Origin of the sequence: Siminovitchia terrae, from assembly GCF_003605405.2 — a bacterium.
In the GTDB taxonomy this organism is placed as follows: Bacteria; Bacillota; Bacilli; order Bacillales; family Bacillaceae_C; genus Siminovitchia; species Siminovitchia terrae.
Genome location: NZ_QYTW02000010.1, coordinates 1 through 19,626, shown reverse-complemented (window position 1 = coordinate 19,626; position 19,626 = coordinate 1). Strand labels below are relative to the sequence as shown.

The following is a 19,626-nucleotide window of genomic DNA, read 5'->3' as shown; positions in this document are numbered from 1 at the left end:
CAGCATACAGCTCACTGGGGTCTCTTAAAAAGAACCAGCAAGTCTCTGTTACTGGGAAAACCTCTAACAACTGGTACCAAATTAAGTTTAAAGGGAAAAACGGATTTGTTAACGGCGCTTATTTGAAAGCTAAGCCTGTATCAAAACCCGCACCGCAAACTAACCAAATTAAGGTGTCAAAAGCTAGCGGGACATACAAAGTCACTGCTAGCACATTAAATGTGCGTTCAGGAAACACTGCTTCCCACTCAAAGATCGGAAGCTTAACTCGTGGAAATAAAGTCAAAGTAACAGGCAAAACTTCAAACGGATGGTACCGTATAAACTTTAAAGGAAAAATTGGCTTTGTCAGTGGTCAGTATTTGATACGATAAGCTATTAAAAGACCTAACCTAAGCAGCAGTTGCCACTTAGGTTAGGTCTTTGTTTTTCATAAGGCATTATTTCGCACAAAAATAAAAAGCATAAGCCCGGATTGGTATATCCGTTCTCATGCTCTTTTTCTGCGTTCTACGCGTTGTGCCTGTTTCCCTTCCACGATGCGAAGGAGCGGTTTATAATCCTTGCTGACGAGGCCCACAACTTCTACAAAAATTTCGATGGCGATGAGCAATATTACAAGCAATAGCAGCGATCCCCACACGGTCGACATGGAGAAGATGACGGCTGCCAAGCTGAACATTACGGCAATTCCGTAGATGAGCAACACACTCTGACGATGTGAAAAGCCAGATTTCAGCAGGCGATGATGCATATGATATTGATCAGGTGCCAGCAATGGTTTGTTATTGATCAACCTTCTTATGATTGCAAAGAAGGTGTCCGAAATGGGAACCCCCAAAATGATAACCGGAATAACCAAAGAGAAAAAAGTGATATTTTTAAATCCGAGCAATGAAAGCAAGGCAATCATGTAACCAAGGAACAATGCTCCTGTATCGCCCATGAATATTTTTGCCGGATAAAAATTGTAAACCAAAAAACCTAATGTGCTTCCCAAAACCATCATGGCAATGGTCAACACAAATAAATCCCCTTGTAAAAAAGCCATGAAGCTGACCGTTATAAGCGCTATGGAGGAAACGCCTGCCGCAAGGCCGTCCAATCCATCAATTAAATTGATGGCGTTTGTGATTCCGACAATCCAAAGGATTGTAACGGGGACGGTTAAGTAACCGAATTGCAGTTCTCCTCCGAACGGAAGGTTGATAAATTCAAGGTCAAAACCGCCCATGATCGCCACGGCCGCAGCTAATATCTGCCCTAACAGCTTATATTTTGGGGCGATGTCATATATGTCATCCAACATTCCAGTTGCGATAATGATCAAACTGCCGATGACCAAATAAATCATATGAGGATCCTGCGGCCTGAATATTAAGAGCCCAATCAGGAAACTAATATATATGGCCAAACCACCCAATCTGGGCATTAATGTTGAATGCACCTTCCTGTAATTCGGTTTATCTGTTATTTTAAATTTTAGCGCAAATTTTTTTACTAAAGGGGTTATTAAAACTGAGGCTATAAAACAAAGTATTAAGATTAAAAATTCCAACTTTGTACCCCTCCTTATATACAGGATTGCAAAAATTCATCCATCCTATCCAGGCCATTTTAAAGAAAAACAGCCAAAATAAGGCATAGCTAGTTTACTATATTAAAATACATCATAAAGCAAGTTTTCAACTAGACTTGAAGTCTACCTTCTTGAGCGCAGTACTTTCAGGATAAATAGTGGAAGGAACGCCATCCTTTTCCACCTTTGAGGCTGCTTGATCAAGCGATACAGCCATTCAACATTCAGCTTCCGCCAAAGTCCAGGTGCACGTTTAACGGTTCCCGAGAGTACATCGAAGCTCCCGCCCACTCCCATAAAAATACCTTTGTCAAACAAATGGGAGTTTTGGCTGATCCATCTCTCCTGTCTAGGAAATCCCAATGCAACAAATACCATGTCGGGATTTGAGCCTTTCACCATATCTACGATTTCTGGATCATTTTCGTTAAAAAAGCCATGGTGACAGCCGGCAATTTGAATGTCGGGGTATTCATGTTTTACATTGGCAATTGCTTTATTCAACACATCTTCCCTAGCTCCCAGAAAAAAAACTCGAAAGTGTTCCTCATTTGCTATGTTAAGCAAATCCTTCATCAAATCAAAACCCGGAATTCTCTCCGGAAGCGGATTTTTCAAAAGCTTGGCGCCCATTACAATACCGATGCCGTCAGGCATTATGTAATCTGCAGACTGAAGAATCTTTTTATATTGCGGATCCCTTTGAGCATGCATAACAATTTCCGGGTTTGCCGTAACTATGAATGTTTTTTTATTTTCTTTTATAAGGCTTTTTAATGTGTTGACTGTTTCTGTTTTGGTTGTATGATCAAACTTGATGCCGAGTACGTCCACTTTTTTTGACATGATTTGCTCCATTATGAAATTCATCTGGACTGATGATCTATTATATCAAATTTTGCAGATAATTTGTTGATATTTTCTATAATATCAACAATTATTATACCACGGTCATCAAATATAAAGGTTAAAATTTTATTTCAATTCTTTTTGTGACGCTTATCACTACTCCATCTGGGGTCTGACCCCCAACACGTTAACGCATTAACGCAACGGGGGTCAGGCCCCCTCGGAAGAGACTTTCCGGACGAATTCCAAGAACGTGTCCAATGCCTTTGTCCTGTAGGGACTTGAAGTTACAATGGAAAATTTCCTCGTGAAAGGAAGAGCGTCTACTTGAACCTTTTTTAATGTCCCAGCAGAGAGTTCTTTATTGATGGCCCATTGTGAAAGCAGGCTGATACCCAGGCCTGCCTCTACTGATTCTTTGATGAGTTGAATGCTTCCGAATTCCATCAAATGTTCAGGTGATATTTTTAACGACTCGAACATGTTGTCCGCCGCCTTTCTTGTGCCAGAGCCCACTTCGCGAACAATCCATCTTTCTTCTTCCAAGTCCTGGGGAATAACTTTTTTCATTTTGGCAAGACGATGGTCAGGCGCCGCCACTATGAACATGTTGTCCTCTGCGAATGGCTCGATCACCAACTTATCATGCTGAAAATCCCCTTCCACGATTCCCACGTCCATCTGATGCTTCGATACTAATTCAGCAATGTCACGAGTATTTCCAATTGAAATGGTCGGTGTAACCAACGGATGGTCCTCAAGCATGTTTGCAATGACGTGAGGAAGAATATATTCCCCGAATGTGTAGCTCGCTCCAATTGCGAGCGGGCCGCTTGTCTTGTTCGTCAGGTCATCGACAAGTCGCTGCATTTTTGTGTAAAGACCGATTATTTCCTTTGCATGGTCGTAAACAACCTCTCCTGCCTTGTTCAGCTTAACATATTTATTTGTCCGCTCAAGAAGCCGCGTCCCCACTTCTCGTTCAAAGGCTTGGATGTACTGGCTTACTGCAGGCTGAGTCATATGCAGCTCTTCCGCTGCCCGTGAAAAATTCTTCTTTTCTGCCACTGCAATAAACACTGCCAGTTGCTGATCCATATTTTAATCACTCTCCTTATCGAGGGTCTAATCCCCAACACGTTAACGCATTAACGTAGTGGGGGTCAGACCCCTTATAAGACCCCTTATATAATTTGCTTATCATTACTATTATAATGATTTATTTTTCTTATACACTTAAATCCTTTATTCTAAAATCAAAGTACTGAATGGAAGGATGATCGGTTTGGGCATTTTAAAAGATAAAGGAGATGAAAGCAGAGCAATGGCCGAGAAAGCAGTTCCTTCACCTAAGAATCATTCAACCGGATTGTGGATCGGCGGAATCGCTTTTACTTTTTTCATTGCGTTCCTGGGCTTTTTATTAGCAAAGGTTCCTGGTTTCAGCTTGGTGGGACAGATGGCATCAGCGATTATGATTGCAGTTGCCTACAGGCAGTTGTTCGGGTATCCGAACGCCTTAAAAGCAGGAATCAATTTCTCATCTAAAATATTGTTACGTGCAGCAATCGTTTTATATGGGTTAAAATTGAATATCCATACAGTCTTGGAAGATGGACTCGGATTACTTGTACGTGATGTCGGAATCATCATCGTTGCGATTTTGCTGACCATGTGGTTGGCGAAAAAAATGAAGGCGAATCCGACAATCTCCCTGCTGCTCGGAGTTGGAACCGGTGTGTGCGGAGCGGCCGCCATAGCGGCTGTGGCGCCCATTATCAATGCTGAGGACGATGATACAGCAATCAGTGTCGGAATCATCGCTTTGATGGGAACGATTTTCGGGATTGTGTATACGATTTTACGTCCGATTTTACCGTTGACGCCAGCAGAGTACGGCGCATGGACAGGGATGAGCCTTCATGAAATTGCTCATGTGGTCTTGGCTGGGGCGCCCGGCGGACAGGAAGCGCTCGGAATCGCACTGTTGGCCAAGTTGGGACGCGTCTTCTTATTGGTGCCCCTATGCTTTATTTTAATGTATTGGATGAAAACAAAAGCGGGGGCCAAGGCGGCGGACGGAGCAAAGGTTGGCTTTCCTATGTTTTTGCTGGGATTCATTGCGATGAGCTTAATTGGAACCTATGTGATCGGACCAGTTGTCGTTGTTCCGAATAGCGTGATGACGGTGGTTGAAAGCGGCACGACTTGGCTGTTGACCGCTGCGATGGTGGGGCTGGGTTTGAACGTCAGTTTAATGGATGTAAGGAAGAAAGCTTTGAAACCGTTGATTGCAATGGGCATTGCGTCGGTTGTGTTGTCAATTATGGCGTTTGTATTAGTGTAAAGGGGATTGCGTGAGGTCAAACTTGTTTGTGTGTACGGGCGAGAATAGAAGCACTTTATAAAATTGCACACACATTGTATCACGGACAAATTTCCTCTCCAATAGTCAGCCAACATTTGGACTATTTTTTTACATCACAAATGAAGGAGGAGCGGCTCGGCGGCCGCCCCCTTCTCCTACATTGGGCGCGCCTTCAGCAGCCCATTCGCCTTGTTGATTGTTTCCTTATATTCCAGTTCCACCTTTGAATCATGAACAATTCCGGCACCAGCCTGCAAATAAGCACGGTCATTTTTGATCACCAACGAGCGGATTGCGAGCGCGAAGTCGACGTCCCCATTGGCATTGACGTATCCGAGTGCGCCGGAGTAAACACCTCGCTTTACGTCTTCCAATTCGTTGATGATTTGCATAGCCCGCACCTTTGGTGAACCAGAGACAGTTCCGGCTGGCAAACATGAGATCAATGCATCAAGTCCGGTTTTTCCTTCGGCTAGGGTTCCTTCCAATTCAGAGACGATATGCATGACATGGCGATAGAATTCAATTTTCATTTCCTTGAGAACGTGAATGGTTTCGGGGACGCAAATTTTCTTCATATCCTCACGGCTCAAATCGATGAGCATGCGGTGCTCGGATAGCTCTTTTGCATCGGACAAAAGCTCGACAGCAAGCGCCTTATCCTCTTCCTCGGTCCGCCCTCTCCGCCGAGTTCCCGCAATAGGATTGGTGCTCATCTGCTGTCCTTTCGATTTGATGAAGCTTTCGGGCGAAGCGCCCAGCACAACATACTCTCCAAAATCGACAAAGAACATATATGGAGAGGGATTAGAGTTTCTGAGTACCCGGTAAAAATGAAATGGATTTGCCTTCACTTTTCCGCTCATCCTTTGGGAAAGGACAACTTGCTCTACTTCGCCAGCCAAGACGCAATCCTTTGCCTTTTGGATCCTTGCCATAAATTCTTCTTTTTCTAACTGCGGCTGGAATTCAATTTCATATGCTTCCAAGGATTCATCCACTTTCCCTTGAAAAATTTGGCTCTCGATTTCCGCGACCCGTAATTCGAGCTGTTCTTCCGAACGCTTTCCATCCAAATCAATGGCAAGGATATAGATAGACTGTGCAAGGTGGTCAAATACAATGACGTCTTCGTAGACTAGAAAATGAATGTCTGGCATCCCGATCTCGTCTTCCAAGACTCCACCGATATCTGCATATTGCCGAATCGCATCATACCCTACATAACCAACGGCTCCTCCATAAAACGGAAACGGGAGATCCACTTTAACTTTTGGCAGGACCTTCTGCAGTGTTTTGAGCGGCAGGCCAGCTTCTTTTAGCAGTTCCTTTCCATCTGAAGAAATGACCTTTGCAATCTCACCTTCCGCTGTAAATTCCTTGATCGGATTGACACCTATAAATGAATAGCGTCCCTGTTCATTATGTTTGAGAGAACTTTCCAGTAAGAACTTTTTCGTTCCTTCCAGCCGCAAAAAGACTGTGATTGGCGTTAACACGTCTGCATTTAGCTTTGTCATTTTCATGCTTATATTTTTTGCTGTTGTATTCAATGTCCATTTTCCTTTCTTTTTTAAGCTTTTTTTGGGGTCTTTTTTTGGGGTCTGACCCCCAGTACATTAACGCGGTACCGCATTGGGGGTCAGCCCCCACAATGATGATCCCCAATGAAAAAAGCCCTCGAACAAGCAACGTTGCTTGCTCGAGGGCGATCATAACCGCGGTACCACCTCGTATTGGAGAATGAATTCTCTCCATCTTATTCAGACACGGGAAAAATGCCCACACTTTTCCGATGTCCTATCCATATAACGGTGGAATTCCGTGTTTCCCTACTACTGTTCAGGAAACAGCTCGCAAGTCCATTCTGCCCGAGTTTTGCGCACCGGATTCACACCAACACCGGCTCTCTGTATGCGAAAATGCTCGGACGTACTCCTCTTGCTCAACGCGATTGCTGTATTAAATTTTGTTCGTTAAAAGACAAAAAGGCCCCTCATCCGAAAGGACGAGGGACCGCGTTGCCACCTTTTTTAGCTTCATAAAAAGCTCTCTCAAATACGCACGAAACTTCCATGCGTGTTCCCATATAACGACGGGATGTTCGTCAAAGCCTACTGCTGAACGAATCAGGTTCGGTTTGAAAGCTCGGAAGCCCATTCCCCTGACGCTCCACACTGGTTTGCACCAACCACCAGCTCTCTTTTTGTTTCACGGAGGGTACTCTTCTTCGTCGACGCTGAATCTTCGAAAGTTCATTTTGATTGTATTGATAATATAAAAATTTGTCCGTAATGTCAATATATTTTTTTATTTCTTATCAGGAAGATCGCAGCTCCCATCCGAACAGGCTGCACCTTGTGAATCGCTCCCCGAAAGATCCTGCAGCACAGGTGTTGAATGTTCTTCTTGCCATACTTTTTCAAGTGCACTCAGAAACGTTTCAGTCGGCTGTGCACCGGAAATTCCATATTTTTGATTAATAACAAAAAATGGGACCCCCCGAACACCCATTTGCTGAGCAACCTGTTCATCTCCGCGAACCTCATGAGCCAAAGCTGTTTCATCGGCTAAAAAAGACAGTGCCTCATTACGGTCGATGCCTGTTTCCTCAGCAATATCTGCAAGCACTTCATGGTCACCTAAATGTCTGGACTCAGTGAAATGCGCATACAGTAGCTTTTCTGCCAGTTGCTGATCCATATTTTTTGTTTTTGCAAAATGAGTCAGGCGGTGTGCATCGAATGTATTCGTTGGAATCATCTTATCAAAATTGAATGTCAATCCTACTTCTGAAGCCTGCTGACCAATCCCCTGGTTCATTCGTTTCGCCTCATCAACGCTTACGCCATATTTATCTGAAAGAATTTCGTGAATATCTTGATTTAAATCACGCGGAGAGTTTGGATCTAGCTCATAGCTTTTAAATTTGACCTCTACCTGCTCCCGATGAGGAAATTTTTCCAAAGCCTGCTCCAACCGACGCTTCCCGATATAACAAAACGGACAGGCATAGTCTGACCAGATTTCAATTTTCATATTTAGCACCCCTTTTTATAAGAAGAGTATCTTAAATATAGTCCGCCTACAATTTTTTTGCATCGTAGCTTCCCAGAATACGCACATTGTGGCCGTATGTACGCAAAATAGTAATTGCTTTCTGCATATTGACCTCTTGCACGCCCATTTGAGCTTCAACAAAAAAGCGATATGTTCCAAGCTTCTTCTTCGTAGGACGCGATTCGATCCACGACAAGTTGATATCTAACGATGAAAAGACGTTCAGAATGATTGCGAGCAAACCAGGTCTGTCCTCGCCAGGCGTGATAAGCAGCATCGATTTGAGGGACTTCGAAACTTCAGGTTTTTCATTCGTGACGATTAGGAACCTAGTTGAATTGCCTTCGAAATCCTGGATATTTCTTTTAGCAATCTCTAGTCCAAATGTGTCAGCCGCCAGCTCTGACGCAATGGCACCCGCGTTTTTGTTATTAGCTTTAACAAGAGATTCCGCTGCATTCGCCGTGCTGCTGAAATGCTTCGTCTTCGCCTGGAGCTTCCGGGTAAAATCCCTGCACTGGGCAAGAGCCGGGCCAATCGACCAGATTTCACTGATATCGTCGACATCCGCCCCTTCTACCGTCAGCAAATGAAGGGCAATCGGTAAAATGGCCTCTCCTTCGATCCATACATCATGATTAATCAAGCCGTCCGTTGTCATTGTGATTGTACCTTCAATCGCATTTTCAATCGGTACAATACCCTTATTCACTTCATGCTCCGCCACCGCTTCGAGCACATCGACAATCCCGTCGTACATCACGAGCTCCGTTCCATCAGTCGGAAAAAAGCGTAACGCAGCTTCTTCTGAAAAAGTCCCTTTCGGACCTAAATACGCAACCTTCAAATTAAATACCCCTTTAATGAAAAATTGAATGGAGAAACCTCCTGCTCAAGCTCCTTCGTCTTACGAAACCCTGATTAAGCTGTGATTCTTGAAAAAAGTGACTAGCCCATCCGCTAATTACATGATCAAGAGGTGAGACAAATGCAAGCGTTCAACCAGAGAATTTTATAAAATTCATACTTTTATGTATGAATTCTTCCAGAAGTTAGCCAGCATGTCGTCATACTGAACCTCAAATTCCACAAGTACTTATGTGGGAGTTCGTCAAAGCTGCGCTTAGTTGATTACACATGTTCATACTCATGATCAAGGGCTTCCTCAGCCACTCGGATTCCTGGGTTAAATTGCGCAGGTTATGCTCGGGTTCTCCCTGTAATTGTTCATGCTTCTATGCACAAGGTAACTCGACGTATGAATTTCATGAACAAGCAATTCACGGCTTCCCTTCCCGATCTGTGAGAATAATTCCCCACGACATTGCAAACTGCCTGCGCTTAATCTCTAAACGCTCCACCCCTATCTCGAAATAGTTCCTTATTAGAAAGAAGTTCCGGCTTACAACCGGAACTTACCACTTTTTTATTTGCTTAATGCGTCTGTCAAAGTTGGGACGATCTGTTTTTTGCGAGAGACGACACCTTTTAATACGCATTGGTTTTGATCCAATGATACGTTGAATGCCTGCTCAACGCTTTGTGCCGCTTTTCCGCTGGCAATTGCTGTAGAGTCGTTTGTCAAAATGTCTGTAACGACAAACAGGAACAGGTCCAATCCGCGTTCTTCCACTGCACGCTCCATCGCCTCTTCAATTTCAGCTTTGCGTGCAAGGATCTCCTCAACCCCGATAGCATTCACTTGTGCAATTTCAACTTTGGCTTGTCCCATTTGGAATGGCTTCGCATCCAGTGACAACAATTCTTCCGCTGTTTTGTCGCTAACGTCCGCTCCCGCTTTCAGCATGTTCATTCCATATTCTTCTGGATCCACACCTGCGATTTCAGCAAGCTCGCGGGCAGCCTGAACGTCGCGCTCCGTGCAAGTTGGAGATTTAAAAAGAAGAGAGTCTGAAATGATCGCTGACAATGCGAGCCCTGCAATATCTTTATCGATTTCCACACCGTTTTCTTCATACATTTTTTTCAAAATGGTTGCTGTACAGCCAACAGGCTCCACACGGAAGTAAAGCGGTTCGCTTGTTTCAAAGTTAGCGACTCGGTGGTGGTCAATGACCTCGACAACTTGGACTTTTTGAATGTCATCTGCACTCTGCGGGCGTTCGTTGTGGTCAACCAGAATGACCTTGCTTACTTCATTCGACACTGTGCTCACTTCACGCGGCGCTTCCGCGTTAAACGTCTTAAGCGCGTATTCCGTTTCACCATTCACAGCTCCGAGGCGGACCGGTTCTACGTTTTCTCCTAATTTTGTTTTTAAATCAGCATAGACAAGCGCTGAACAAATGGAATCTGTATCAGGATTTTTATGACCAAAAATGAGAATTTTTTCCATGACTCTACTCCTTGTTTTCTGATGATTTTTTATGATAACTATTTTAACATATCAAGGTATCTTAGTGTTAAAATGACAAGGTGAGGAGGCGTGTACATATGAAAAAATGGTTCGGAATGTTGTTATTGCTGATTAGTATTGTGTTAATCACCGGCTGCAACAAGGAGCCGAAGCCTGAAGAACGTTTCACAGCTTATGTTCAAGAATGGAATAAGCAGAATTTTGATAAGATGTATGATTATCTCTCCGAAGAAGCGCAGGAAAAAGTTTCAAAGAAAGATTTTACGGATAGATATAAAAAAATCTACAGCGATTTGCAGATAAAAAACTTAAAAGTGGACTTCAAGGCTCCTGAAGAAGTAGAGGAAAAGGATGGAATCGTCAAATTTCCTTTTCATGTAAAAATGGACAGTCTTGCAGGCGAAATCGCGTTTGACCATACCGCTGTGTTGAAAAAAGAAGAGCGGGACGACGCTAAAAGCTGGTTTGTGAGCTGGGATACGGGATTTATTTTTCCAAATCTGGAAGAAGGTGACAAACTTAGTCTTCCGACTACTCCGGCCAAACGCGGCGATATCGTTGATAAAAACGGGGCAGACCTTGCTGCGACTGGAAAAGTGACCGAAATCGGCATTATCCCTGGCGAGATGGGCGACGATGAGGAAAAAATCATCAAGAAAGTTGCCGACTTGCTTGGATTGAGCGAAGAAAAGATCACAAAAGACCTCTCTGCCTCCTGGGTTGAACCGGAACACTTTGTACCCATCAAAAAGATTCCGGGTGATGCCAATGATTTATTGGAAAAACTTACAGCCATCCCTTCTGTCAATAATCGCACTGTCCAAGCACGGGTGTACCCGCTTGGTGAAGCAGCTGCCCATTTGATTGGATATGTGGGGCCGATTACAGCCGAAGAGCTGGAAAAAGCAGACAGTCAATACCAAAGCTCGGATGTGATTGGCAAAAGAGGCTTGGAGCAGGTTTTTGAAAAGAAGCTGAAAGGCGAAAATGGCGTTAAAATTGTCATCAACAAGAAAGATGGAACGGAAGAAGTGTTAGCGGAAAAAGAAGTCAAAGATGGGGAAGACATTCAGCTGACAATTGATGCCGGTGTTCAGAATAAAATTTTTAACGAATTAAAAGACGAAACAGGAACGGCTGCCGCACTTACCCCAGTAAGTGGTGAAACACTCGCGTTGGTGAGCAGCCCAAGCTTCGACCCTAATACATTGTCATTGGGTGCGACAGCAAAGGATTGGGAGAAAATCGAAAAGAATAAGAAAGAACCGTTAATGACCAGATTCAAAAATGGCTACGCACCAGGTTCTGTGATGAAGCCGATCACGACAGCGATCGCACTGGAAGCAGGCGCGGTTGATTGGAACAAAACATATGATATCAAGGGATTGTCCTGGCAAAAAGATTCTTCGTGGGGGGGTTATTCCGTAACAAGAGTCTCTGACACGAACGGAGCAGTTAATCTGGAAAAAGCGCTTGTACTCTCAGATAATATTTTCTTTGCAAGGACTGCATTAGACCTTGGTAAAGATAAGTTTGTGGCAGGACTGAAGACTTTCGGGTTTGAAGAGGATATCCCGGACTATGCTTTCCCGCTGGAACAATCGAAAATTGGTAAAATTGATACGGACATTGCATTGGCTGATTCCTCCTATGGACAGGGACAGATTGAAATGAACATCGTCCATTTGGCAACAGCATATACCCCCCTTATGAATAAAGGAAATATAATCCAGCCTATCTTAGTAAAAGGTGAGACGGATGGTGCTACCTGGAAAAAAAGCGTCATGAGTGAAAAAACTGCAGTAGATATTCAGAATGCCTTGCTGAAAGTCGTCGAGGACCCGAAAGGAACGGCACGCGGTGCCAAAATCGCTGGTAAGCGAATTGCTGGAAAAACCGGGACTGCCGAATTGAAGGTAAAACAAGGTGAAAAAGGAAAAGAGAATGGCTTCTTCGTAGCTTATGATACAGAAAAACCAGACATGCTAGTGGCCATGATGGTCGAAGACGTTTTGGGCCGGGGTGGTTCAAAGCCGGCAGTAGATCGAGTGAAAAAAGTGTTCGAAAAATAAGAGGGTGGTACGACCGCGAAAGGCAGTCCTTTGGGACTGCCTTTTTATTGGGGTCTTGTTGTTGGGGTCTGACCCCCATTACGTTAATGCGTTACCACTTTAAAGTCCTGGGGGTCTGACCCCAAAAATACGAAACAATCAAATACCGGACGCCCCGCGTCCGGTTTCCTCTTTATTTCGATCTATGATTTTTTTATAAAAACTTTCCAATCGACGCCAGTTCCAATTTTGTATTTTTGGGCAAAGGATTGCTGGTTGATAGCGACTGCGACGTTGTCAAGCGAGTTGATATAAATCAACGACTCCCCTTTTTCAGTCGCGGCGAAGGATCTCCCATAGACCATCTCCCTCTCAAATACGATGGCGGATTCGTGTTCGATCGTAATTTTTACTAAATCACCATACTGAACCTGCAGGTCGATCAGTAAAGAGCGACTGATGTTTGTCCATACATTTCCATAACGCACATCGAGAACATCAATGATTCCATGCAGCACTCCATCCGACATGTTGGCATCCATGGAAGGAAGCATAACAAGGTTTTCCAGATCAATCTGCGGCCCCACCTGTTCAAAGCTGATGACTCCCGCAGCTAGCCGCGCACCTGTGTAGGCATAAATATCCCTACCATGAAACGTATGGGATGCGCCAGAATTCGGCAGGCGGTTGACCTTTTCATCAATCATCCTCATTTCAGTGATCCCGATTTCTTTATTGATATGCGTGAGCGTCCCGTTATCCGGCGTAACGACAAAGTGATTGGATGCAGTTCGAGCGACAACGCTGTTGCGGTCGGTTCCCACTCCTGGATCCACGACCGAAACAAAGACTGAGTTTTCCGGCCAATAAGCAATTGTCTGCAGCAGCCGGTAAGAACCCTCCCATATATCAAATGGGGGAATTTCATGAGTGAGATTATAGATTTTCAGGTTCTGGTTCACAGAATTAGCCACTCCATACATGGCACTGACCGCACCATCACCTAAGCCAAAATCCGATTGAAGTATTAAAGGGTTGCCCACCGTCTTCTTCCTCTCTTATTATGAAATTTCGAATAATTTTTGGTTGAAAAATATTGATACGAATAATACGCTATCTTAATACACACATCGCTCTTTGTCAAAGCTCTCTGTAGTTTCATCCGGAATTGGAAGGGGAATAGCAAATAAGCGACAAAGACACGAGGGTTTGCCGCTGTTCTTCCTTCGGTTACATCAGCCGAAACCTTTTACCGCAATGCTGGGGAATCCATGAAAAAAAGCGAGTTTCCATTCAAACAAGCCTCTGGAAAAATAGTCCACTCTCCCAGAAAGGGTGTGCGAATTCCACAAGCAAGTTCGTTACTCCACGTTTTCTCCTACCAGGTACCTCTATTTCATTTCCTTTGGAAAAAAGAAAAAACGCCTTCCAGCGTTTTTTTTTCGGAATCAAATGCGCCTTGGCGTATTTGCGCCCAGATTTTATCGAGCTCCGCTCGATAAATTTCCTCTAAAAATCTGTGGCATCCGCCGGAGGCTTTAACTTTATTCAGCCGGGGTTTGAACCCCCACTGAATGGAATACCAATATGCTTTCATCTCACCACTTGCAGAAGTGGGAGATTTCTGCTAAATGAAGTTAAATACTTATGAAAGCTCCAACATACGATCGAGCGCCAACTTTGCGAATTTTGCTGTTTTATCGTCTACTTCAATCACATTGTGCTCCTCGCCCTCGGCAATCGTTTCGAGACACCAAACAAGGTGCGGGAGGTCAATCCGATTCATCGTCAAACACGGGCACATATGCGGATTCAATGAAATGATATGCTTGTCGGGATGATCCTTAATGAGACGGTTTACCAGATTCATTTCTGTTCCAATCGCCCAGGCAGATCCTGGATCAGCATTTTCGATCACCTTGATAATATAGCTTGTTGACCCATTCATATCTGAAAGTGCGACGACTTCACGTGAGCATTCCGGATGGACAAGTACCTTCATTTCGGGATGTTTGCTCCGAACATCTTCGATATTTTTCACTGTAAAATTCTCATGAACAGAGCAATGCCCTTTCCATAGCAGAACTTTTATTTTCTCAACAGGTCCGTCGAACTCCAGTTCATCCGTGATCGGATTCCAGACGGCCATTTCATCCAGACCTACGCCCAAGTTGTATGCCGTGTTTCGTCCGAGATGCTGGTCCGGTAAAAACAAGATTCTATCTTTTTGCTCAAAAGCCCAGCGAACCATCTCTTCGGCGTTGGACGAAGTGACAGTTGCACCGCCATTTTCCCCAACGAACGACTTGATTGCAGCGGTCGAATTGACATAAGTGAGTGGAAGAATCGTATCTCCAAATATGGCAGTCAGCTTTTCCCACGCACGCTCAGTCTGATAAATGTCGGCCATGTCCGCCATTGAGCAGCCCGCACGCATGTCCGGCAAATAGACTTTTTGTTCCTTTGTTGTCAGGATATCCGCCGTCTCCGCCATAAAATGGACGCCGCAAAATACGATGTGTTCCGCTTCCTCGTTCTTTTCACAAAGCTGTGCAAGCTGCAGCGAATCGCCGGTAGCATCGGCAAATTGGATGATTTCATCCTTTTGATAATGATGTCCAGGAATATAAAGCTTGTTTCCAAGTGCAGCCTTCACAGCGCGCACCCTCTTCTCAAGCTCCTCCGTTGACATGTTTCGATACTTTTCCGACAGCACATTTGTCTGCTTTTCCAACGTTTGAAAAATACTCATACCTCTATATTCCTCCCTCATTATAAAATAAGCAGGCTTCGCTGCTCCGCAGTAGTTTGTTCCCCTGAAACGGTCCGGCGCTTCTGCCAGATAGTAAAGTGGACAAAGTGGATAGTATTCTTGAATTTCGGATAGTCATTCCGGAAACTCGACAATATTTCTGGATTTCGGATTGTATTTACGAAAACTGGATAGTATTCTTGAACTTCGGACAGTAATTCCGGATAACTTGACAGTTTTTCTAAACTTCGGATTGTATTTACAAAAACCAGACAGTATTCTCGAACTTCGGATAGTCATTCCGGAAAACAGGCAGTATCCTTGAACTTCGGATCGTATTTACACAAACTCAGGAGTATTTCTGATTTCCGAAGAGTAATTTGTGTATCACCGAGTTTTTTCATCCCTGAAATCTCGCTCCACCGCTCAATCTCCGATCTTTACCTTTGCGCTTATATCCAGCGCAGAAACGGAATGGGTCAAAAATCCAAGCGAAATATAATCGACGCCCGTGTCGCGATACGATACGAGGTTCTCCATTGTGATTCCACCGGAGGCCTCTGTCACAATACTTTCCGGGATCAGTTCAATCCACTCCCGAATTTCTTCTGGGGTCCTGTTGTCGAACATGATGACATCCGCCTTTGCAGCTACGGCTTCGAGCACCATTTCCTTCGTTTCGGTTTCGACTTCAACTTTGACCATATGTCCCGCCTTTTCCCGAACGGCTGCCACCGCGTCAGCGATTGATCCAGCGAATGAGATGTGGTTGTCTTTTAACATTGCCCCATCATACAAACCGTAGCGATGATTTTGCCCACCGCCGCAACGGACAGCGTATTTTTCGAGCATCCTCAAACCAGGGGTTGTTTTCCTTGTGTCGCAAACTTTCGTATGTTCACTGTCTAGCGCTTTAACGGATTGCTGCGTTTTCGTTGCGATACCACTCATTCTCTGAACAAGGTTCAGAATGACGCGCTCGCCTTTTAACACGCTGGACACTGGTCCCTTTACGGTCGCAAGCACCTGCCCTTTCTCAATTTTCTCTCCATCACGGACAAAGATTTCATACCGCAGTTCCGGATCGAGAAGCGGATACCCTGTCCGGATAATTTCTTCCCCACAGAATACGCCGCTTTCTTTTGCAATAAAATTGACTTCGCCTCGCTGCCCATCTCCAAATATTTGGCTCGTGACGTCACGGTCTCCGATATCTTCAAGGAAAAATTGTTCAAGTTGCAACCGCAGTTTCAATTTGTTCATTGTTTTCATTCCTTCTTTGGATGATTTGCCTGCCAATCCAATCGTGATTTTTTTCACAAGGGTGGTCGCTGCGAAAATGCCCTCCCCTGCTTTCCGTTCTTTTCATTGCTGAATCTGTGATCAGCCATGATGTGATAAGCATGGACACCCGCGTCAATTCTTCGAACGTTAAATGCCCAAGGTCCGTATTCAGCCATTCCTCTATTTGAAAGCCTTCCAGCCAATGCTTCTGTTTGAGCAACCCCTCTTCAGACCGGACAATTCCTGCATTGTCCATCATGGTTCGCTTGATGTCCTCGATTTCCGGCAGCCGCATGTCACGATTGTTGATCTCGGTGAGCGGACGTCTGTTTTCCGGAAATTCAGCATCCCTTTTTTCCATTCCATTCTTTTCGCCGCCCTCATTAATCCATTCGGACAATTTTTTCCCCATAAAAAGTCCTTCCAGCAATGAGTTGCTTGCTAAGCGGTTCGCGCCATGCAAGCCCGTGCAGGCGGCCTCACCGATAGCATATAATCCTTTGATACTTGTCCGCCCAATGAGATCGGTTTTCACACCGCCCATTAAAAAGTGACTTCCAGGTGCAACGGGTATCCGCTTCTTCCAATCTACGTGATTTTTTTCACACAAGGCGGTAATTGTCGGAAACCGCTCAGCAAAATTCTCAATTGTAGATACATCCAAATAAATTTGCTTTCCTTCACGTAAATAGTCGTAAATCGTCTGAGCAACGATATGCCGCGGCGCAAGGTTTCCCATTGGATGGACGCCTTCCATGATTGCGATATCCTCCTCAGTGACGAGACTTCCGCCATCTCCGCGGACGGCTTCTGAAATCAAGCCGTGAGTTTTTCCATTCAAATAAAGAAGAGTCGGATGAAATTGGATGAATTCCATGTCAGCGATTTCCGCCCCCGCTTTATATGCCAGCGCAATGCCATCACCCGTAACAGTTTCGGCATTGGATGTGTGACTGTATAGCTGGCCGCATCCACCTGTTGCTAAAACAATATGATCGGCAAAAAACGATTCGATGCTTCCATCTGTCCTTTTTCCTTTAGCTCCGATGCATCGGCCACGAGAATCTATGATTAAATCGAATACAATTGTATTTTCAATGATTGTAAATTTACCAGCTACAGCGGACTCAAAATGCTCCATGATCCGCTGACCTGTCGCATCCCCGCCTCCATGGACGATCCGATGTTCACTGTGCGCACCTTCCATTCCAAGCAGTAGTCTTCCTTCTTCATCTGTATCGAAACGGCAGCCTTCTGCCCAAAGCTTTTTGATCAATCCAGGCGCTTCCCTTGTCACCTTCAACACTGCAGTGCGGTCATTATGGAATCGTCCGGCTTCCAGTGTATCGGCAAAATGGCTGTCAGGATGATCACCTTCCCCGATGGCGGCGGCTACTCCTCCCTGTGCCAGGTTGGAATTTCCATTCTTCAAAAAAGACTTTGTGATGATTATCACATTCTTTTCGTCACGAATGCGCTTCGCCAATTGCAAAGCAGCAACTCCGCTTCCGATAATAAGAACATCTGCTTTTTTCATCATACGCCTCCTGGTATTTACATGTGTCTTGACACTTATATTTACATAGAATTACAATTATGACAAGAGTTATTTTTAAAATTAATAGAAAGCAGGTTTGCCAGGTGAAATATTTCGATTATGCGGCCTCTTGCCCGCTTGATCAGGAAGCTGCGGAAGTCTATGTAAAGGCGGCATCTACGTACTACGGAAATTCAAGCAGCCTTCATGATGTAGGTGATCAGGCAAATGAGCTTTTGGAATACAGTCGGGCACAGTTTGCCCGATTTTTCGATGTATCTAAAGACGGAGTTTTTTTTACAAGCGGCGGATCTGAAGGCAATTTTTTGGCCATCCAAACATTACTGACTAGCAAGGTAAAAAAAGGAAAGCACATCATCACTGGAATGGCAGAACATTCCTCTGTTTTAAATTCAATGGAAAAGCTGCGACAGGCAGGCTGGGACATCACAATGCTCCCTTTTTCTCCGGACGGGCGGATTGATGTTGGTGGATTCCGAGATGCCGTCCGCGAAGACACAGTCTTAGCCAGCATACAACATGCCAATCCTGAAATAGGAACGCTGCAGCCAATTGAAGAAGTCGGCCAGATTTGCCGGGAAAATGGGATTCTTTTTCACAGTGACTGCGTCCAATCTTTCGGTAAGGTGGATTTGACAACGGTGGCTCACTCTGTTGATGCCTTGACGATCTCCAGCCACAAATTTTACGGACCAAAAGGAGTTGGTGCGGTTTATCTAAATCCTGCTCTGCGATGGGATCCCTATGTTCCTGGTACCACCCACGAAGGGGGATTCCGGCCTGGAACAGTGAACGTGCCAGGAATTGTGGCCATGTCAGCCGCCGCAGAAAAAGCTGTGATTGGATTGGATGTTTACAGTGAGCACTACCGTGAGCTGCGGAAAGAATTTTTAAATTCGCTTGATCCTATTCAGGAAAAGTGCATCATTTATGAAGCGGACTTGCCTTCAACGATTGGCATAAGGGTGGCCGGTCTTGAAGGTCAGCTAATCATGAATGAAGCGAATCTACGCGGATTTGCCATCTCGACAGGAAGCGCTTGCCAGGTGAGCATGCAGACGCCATCAAAGACAATGGTCGCACTTGGCGTTGAAGGGAAAGCAGCAAAAGAATTCACCCGAATTACGCTTGGCCGGGAAACGGAGGGCGAGGATGTAAGGCAGCTTGGGGATGCACTTGTAAAAATTGTTAGAGAAAATTTATGAGGAAGCCCTGCTAACTAGATCACGAGTTGATACAAGGAGGGCGTGGCTTAGGTTTATGATCCGGAATTTGAGTTTTATCACCCAACTGGATATTTAGTATGAGAAAAAATACAATCTGTTATATATCACACTGACAGCATTTCGGCCTTGCCGGATGCTTTTTCTTTTTCCAAATAAAAATAATCTGCACTGTCTCAACTGGGAACAGGCAGATTATGGGGATTTCTCATATAGTTTTTTCAATTTTTATTACTCCTCTGTTTTACTTAGGCAGCGCTCACATTCATTAAAATAGCACTCGTGCATTTCATTCATTTCTTCACCGCATTGGCAACATTCTTTGGCAGATATGTTTCTGTAAAATTCAATTGGCATCATTTTGGATGGCCTCCTTTTTTGTTATTAAACACATTGTATTATAACAGATTAGTAATGTCAACATCTGTTATACATCTATTTTTATGCAATTCGAAAAAAATGCGCTAAATATGAATAGCGTACAATGTCAAATACTTTTTTCAAGTTTTTGGGTAACCCAAACAC

The 19,626-nt window shown here is 44.5% G+C and carries 17 protein-coding genes and 2 other annotated features; of the genes, 4 read left to right on the top strand and 13 right to left on the bottom strand.

The window, feature by feature from the left end:
* The coding region (locus D5F11_RS11605; protein ID WP_143253763.1) for an SH3 domain-containing protein at positions 1-374 on the top strand (374 nt) is incomplete at its 5' end.
* Between the two features lie 116 nt (positions 375-490).
* Here the strand turns inward: D5F11_RS11605 and D5F11_RS11600 are convergent.
* The 3 genes from D5F11_RS11600 to D5F11_RS11590 form a co-directional block, all read right to left on the bottom strand.
* Positions 491-1,558, bottom strand: coding sequence for a glycosyltransferase family 4 protein (locus D5F11_RS11600; RefSeq protein WP_120119369.1), 1,068 nt, complete (start codon positions 1,556-1,558; stop codon positions 491-493).
* A gap of 144 nt (positions 1,559-1,702) precedes the next feature.
* Positions 1,703-2,425 (bottom strand): WecB/TagA/CpsF family glycosyltransferase, encoded by a 723-nt coding sequence (locus tag D5F11_RS11595; RefSeq protein ID WP_120119368.1) that lies wholly within the window; start codon positions 2,423-2,425, stop codon positions 1,703-1,705.
* Positions 2,426-2,638: 213 nt separating this feature from the next.
* Positions 2,639-3,526 carry a LysR family transcriptional regulator gene (locus D5F11_RS11590; protein ID WP_120119367.1) on the bottom strand — a complete coding sequence of 296 codons (888 nt, stop codon included), beginning with the start codon at positions 3,524-3,526 and terminating at the stop codon, positions 2,639-2,641.
* Between the two features lie 226 nt (positions 3,527-3,752).
* Between D5F11_RS11590 and D5F11_RS11585 the strand changes: the two genes are divergently transcribed.
* Positions 3,753-4,775 carry a YeiH family protein gene (locus D5F11_RS11585; protein WP_245998188.1) on the top strand — a complete coding sequence of 341 codons (1,023 nt, stop codon included), beginning with the start codon at positions 3,753-3,755 and terminating at the stop codon, positions 4,773-4,775.
* 176 nt (positions 4,776-4,951) lie between these two features.
* Here D5F11_RS11585 and trpE read toward each other — a convergent pair whose 3' ends face one another.
* The 4 genes from trpE to D5F11_RS11565 form a co-directional block, all read right to left on the bottom strand.
* The gene (gene trpE, locus D5F11_RS11580; RefSeq protein ID WP_245998184.1) at positions 4,952-6,349 is read right to left on the bottom strand and encodes an anthranilate synthase component I; all 1,398 of its coding nucleotides are present in this window, start codon (positions 6,347-6,349) and stop codon (positions 4,952-4,954) included.
* Between the two features lie 148 nt (positions 6,350-6,497).
* Positions 6,498-6,754: a binding site (T-box leader), on the bottom strand.
* Positions 6,755-6,797: 43 nt separating this feature from the next.
* Positions 6,798-7,042, bottom strand: a binding site (T-box leader).
* A gap of 64 nt (positions 7,043-7,106) precedes the next feature.
* Positions 7,107-7,835: a DsbA family oxidoreductase gene (locus tag D5F11_RS11575; protein WP_120119364.1), complete on the bottom strand. Its 729-nt coding sequence runs from the start codon at positions 7,833-7,835 to the stop codon at positions 7,107-7,109.
* A gap of 46 nt (positions 7,836-7,881) precedes the next feature.
* Entirely contained in the window at positions 7,882-8,703 is an 822-nt protein-coding gene (gene pheA / locus D5F11_RS11570; protein ID WP_120119363.1) for a prephenate dehydratase, read from the bottom strand.
* A gap of 579 nt (positions 8,704-9,282) precedes the next feature.
* Positions 9,283-10,212 (bottom strand): manganese-dependent inorganic pyrophosphatase, encoded by a 930-nt coding sequence (locus D5F11_RS11565; protein WP_120119362.1) that lies wholly within the window; start codon positions 10,210-10,212, stop codon positions 9,283-9,285.
* Between the two features lie 98 nt (positions 10,213-10,310).
* Here D5F11_RS11565 and D5F11_RS11560 point away from each other — a divergent pair, with 98 nt between their 5' ends.
* Positions 10,311-12,305: a penicillin-binding transpeptidase domain-containing protein gene (locus D5F11_RS11560; RefSeq protein WP_120119361.1), complete on the top strand. Its 1,995-nt coding sequence runs from the start codon at positions 10,311-10,313 to the stop codon at positions 12,303-12,305.
* 182 nt (positions 12,306-12,487) lie between these two features.
* On the opposite strand, the gene D5F11_RS11555 is transcribed toward D5F11_RS11560, so the two are convergent.
* From D5F11_RS11555 to nadB, 5 genes are all read right to left on the bottom strand, one after another.
* The gene (locus D5F11_RS11555) at positions 12,488-13,327 is read right to left on the bottom strand and encodes an SAM hydrolase/SAM-dependent halogenase family protein (RefSeq protein WP_120119360.1); all 840 of its coding nucleotides are present in this window, start codon (positions 13,325-13,327) and stop codon (positions 12,488-12,490) included.
* 353 nt (positions 13,328-13,680) lie between these two features.
* Positions 13,681-13,881, bottom strand: a complete 201-nt coding sequence (locus D5F11_RS11550) for a hypothetical protein (protein ID WP_126646565.1) — start codon at positions 13,879-13,881, stop codon at positions 13,681-13,683.
* 48 nt (positions 13,882-13,929) lie between these two features.
* The gene (nadA, locus tag D5F11_RS11545; protein WP_120119358.1) at positions 13,930-15,036 is read right to left on the bottom strand and encodes a quinolinate synthase NadA; all 1,107 of its coding nucleotides are present in this window, start codon (positions 15,034-15,036) and stop codon (positions 13,930-13,932) included.
* Between the two features lie 426 nt (positions 15,037-15,462).
* Complete coding sequence (gene nadC / locus D5F11_RS11540; protein ID WP_120119357.1) at positions 15,463-16,299, bottom strand: carboxylating nicotinate-nucleotide diphosphorylase; 837 nt, start codon at positions 16,297-16,299, stop codon at positions 15,463-15,465.
* Entirely contained in the window at positions 16,268-17,857 is a 1,590-nt protein-coding gene (gene nadB, locus D5F11_RS11535) for an L-aspartate oxidase (RefSeq protein WP_120119356.1), read from the bottom strand. Before nadB ends, nadC begins: the two co-directional genes overlap by 32 nt.
* Positions 17,858-17,961: 104 nt before the next feature.
* On the opposite strand from nadB, the gene D5F11_RS11530 reads away from it, so the two are divergent.
* Positions 17,962-19,083: an IscS subfamily cysteine desulfurase gene (locus D5F11_RS11530; RefSeq protein ID WP_120119355.1), complete on the top strand. Its 1,122-nt coding sequence runs from the start codon at positions 17,962-17,964 to the stop codon at positions 19,081-19,083.
* Between the two features lie 249 nt (positions 19,084-19,332).
* Here D5F11_RS11530 and yhfH read toward each other — a convergent pair whose 3' ends face one another.
* Entirely contained in the window at positions 19,333-19,458 is a 126-nt protein-coding gene (gene yhfH / locus D5F11_RS11525; protein WP_306430238.1) for a protein YhfH, read from the bottom strand.
* Between the last annotated feature and the right edge of the window lie 168 nt (positions 19,459-19,626).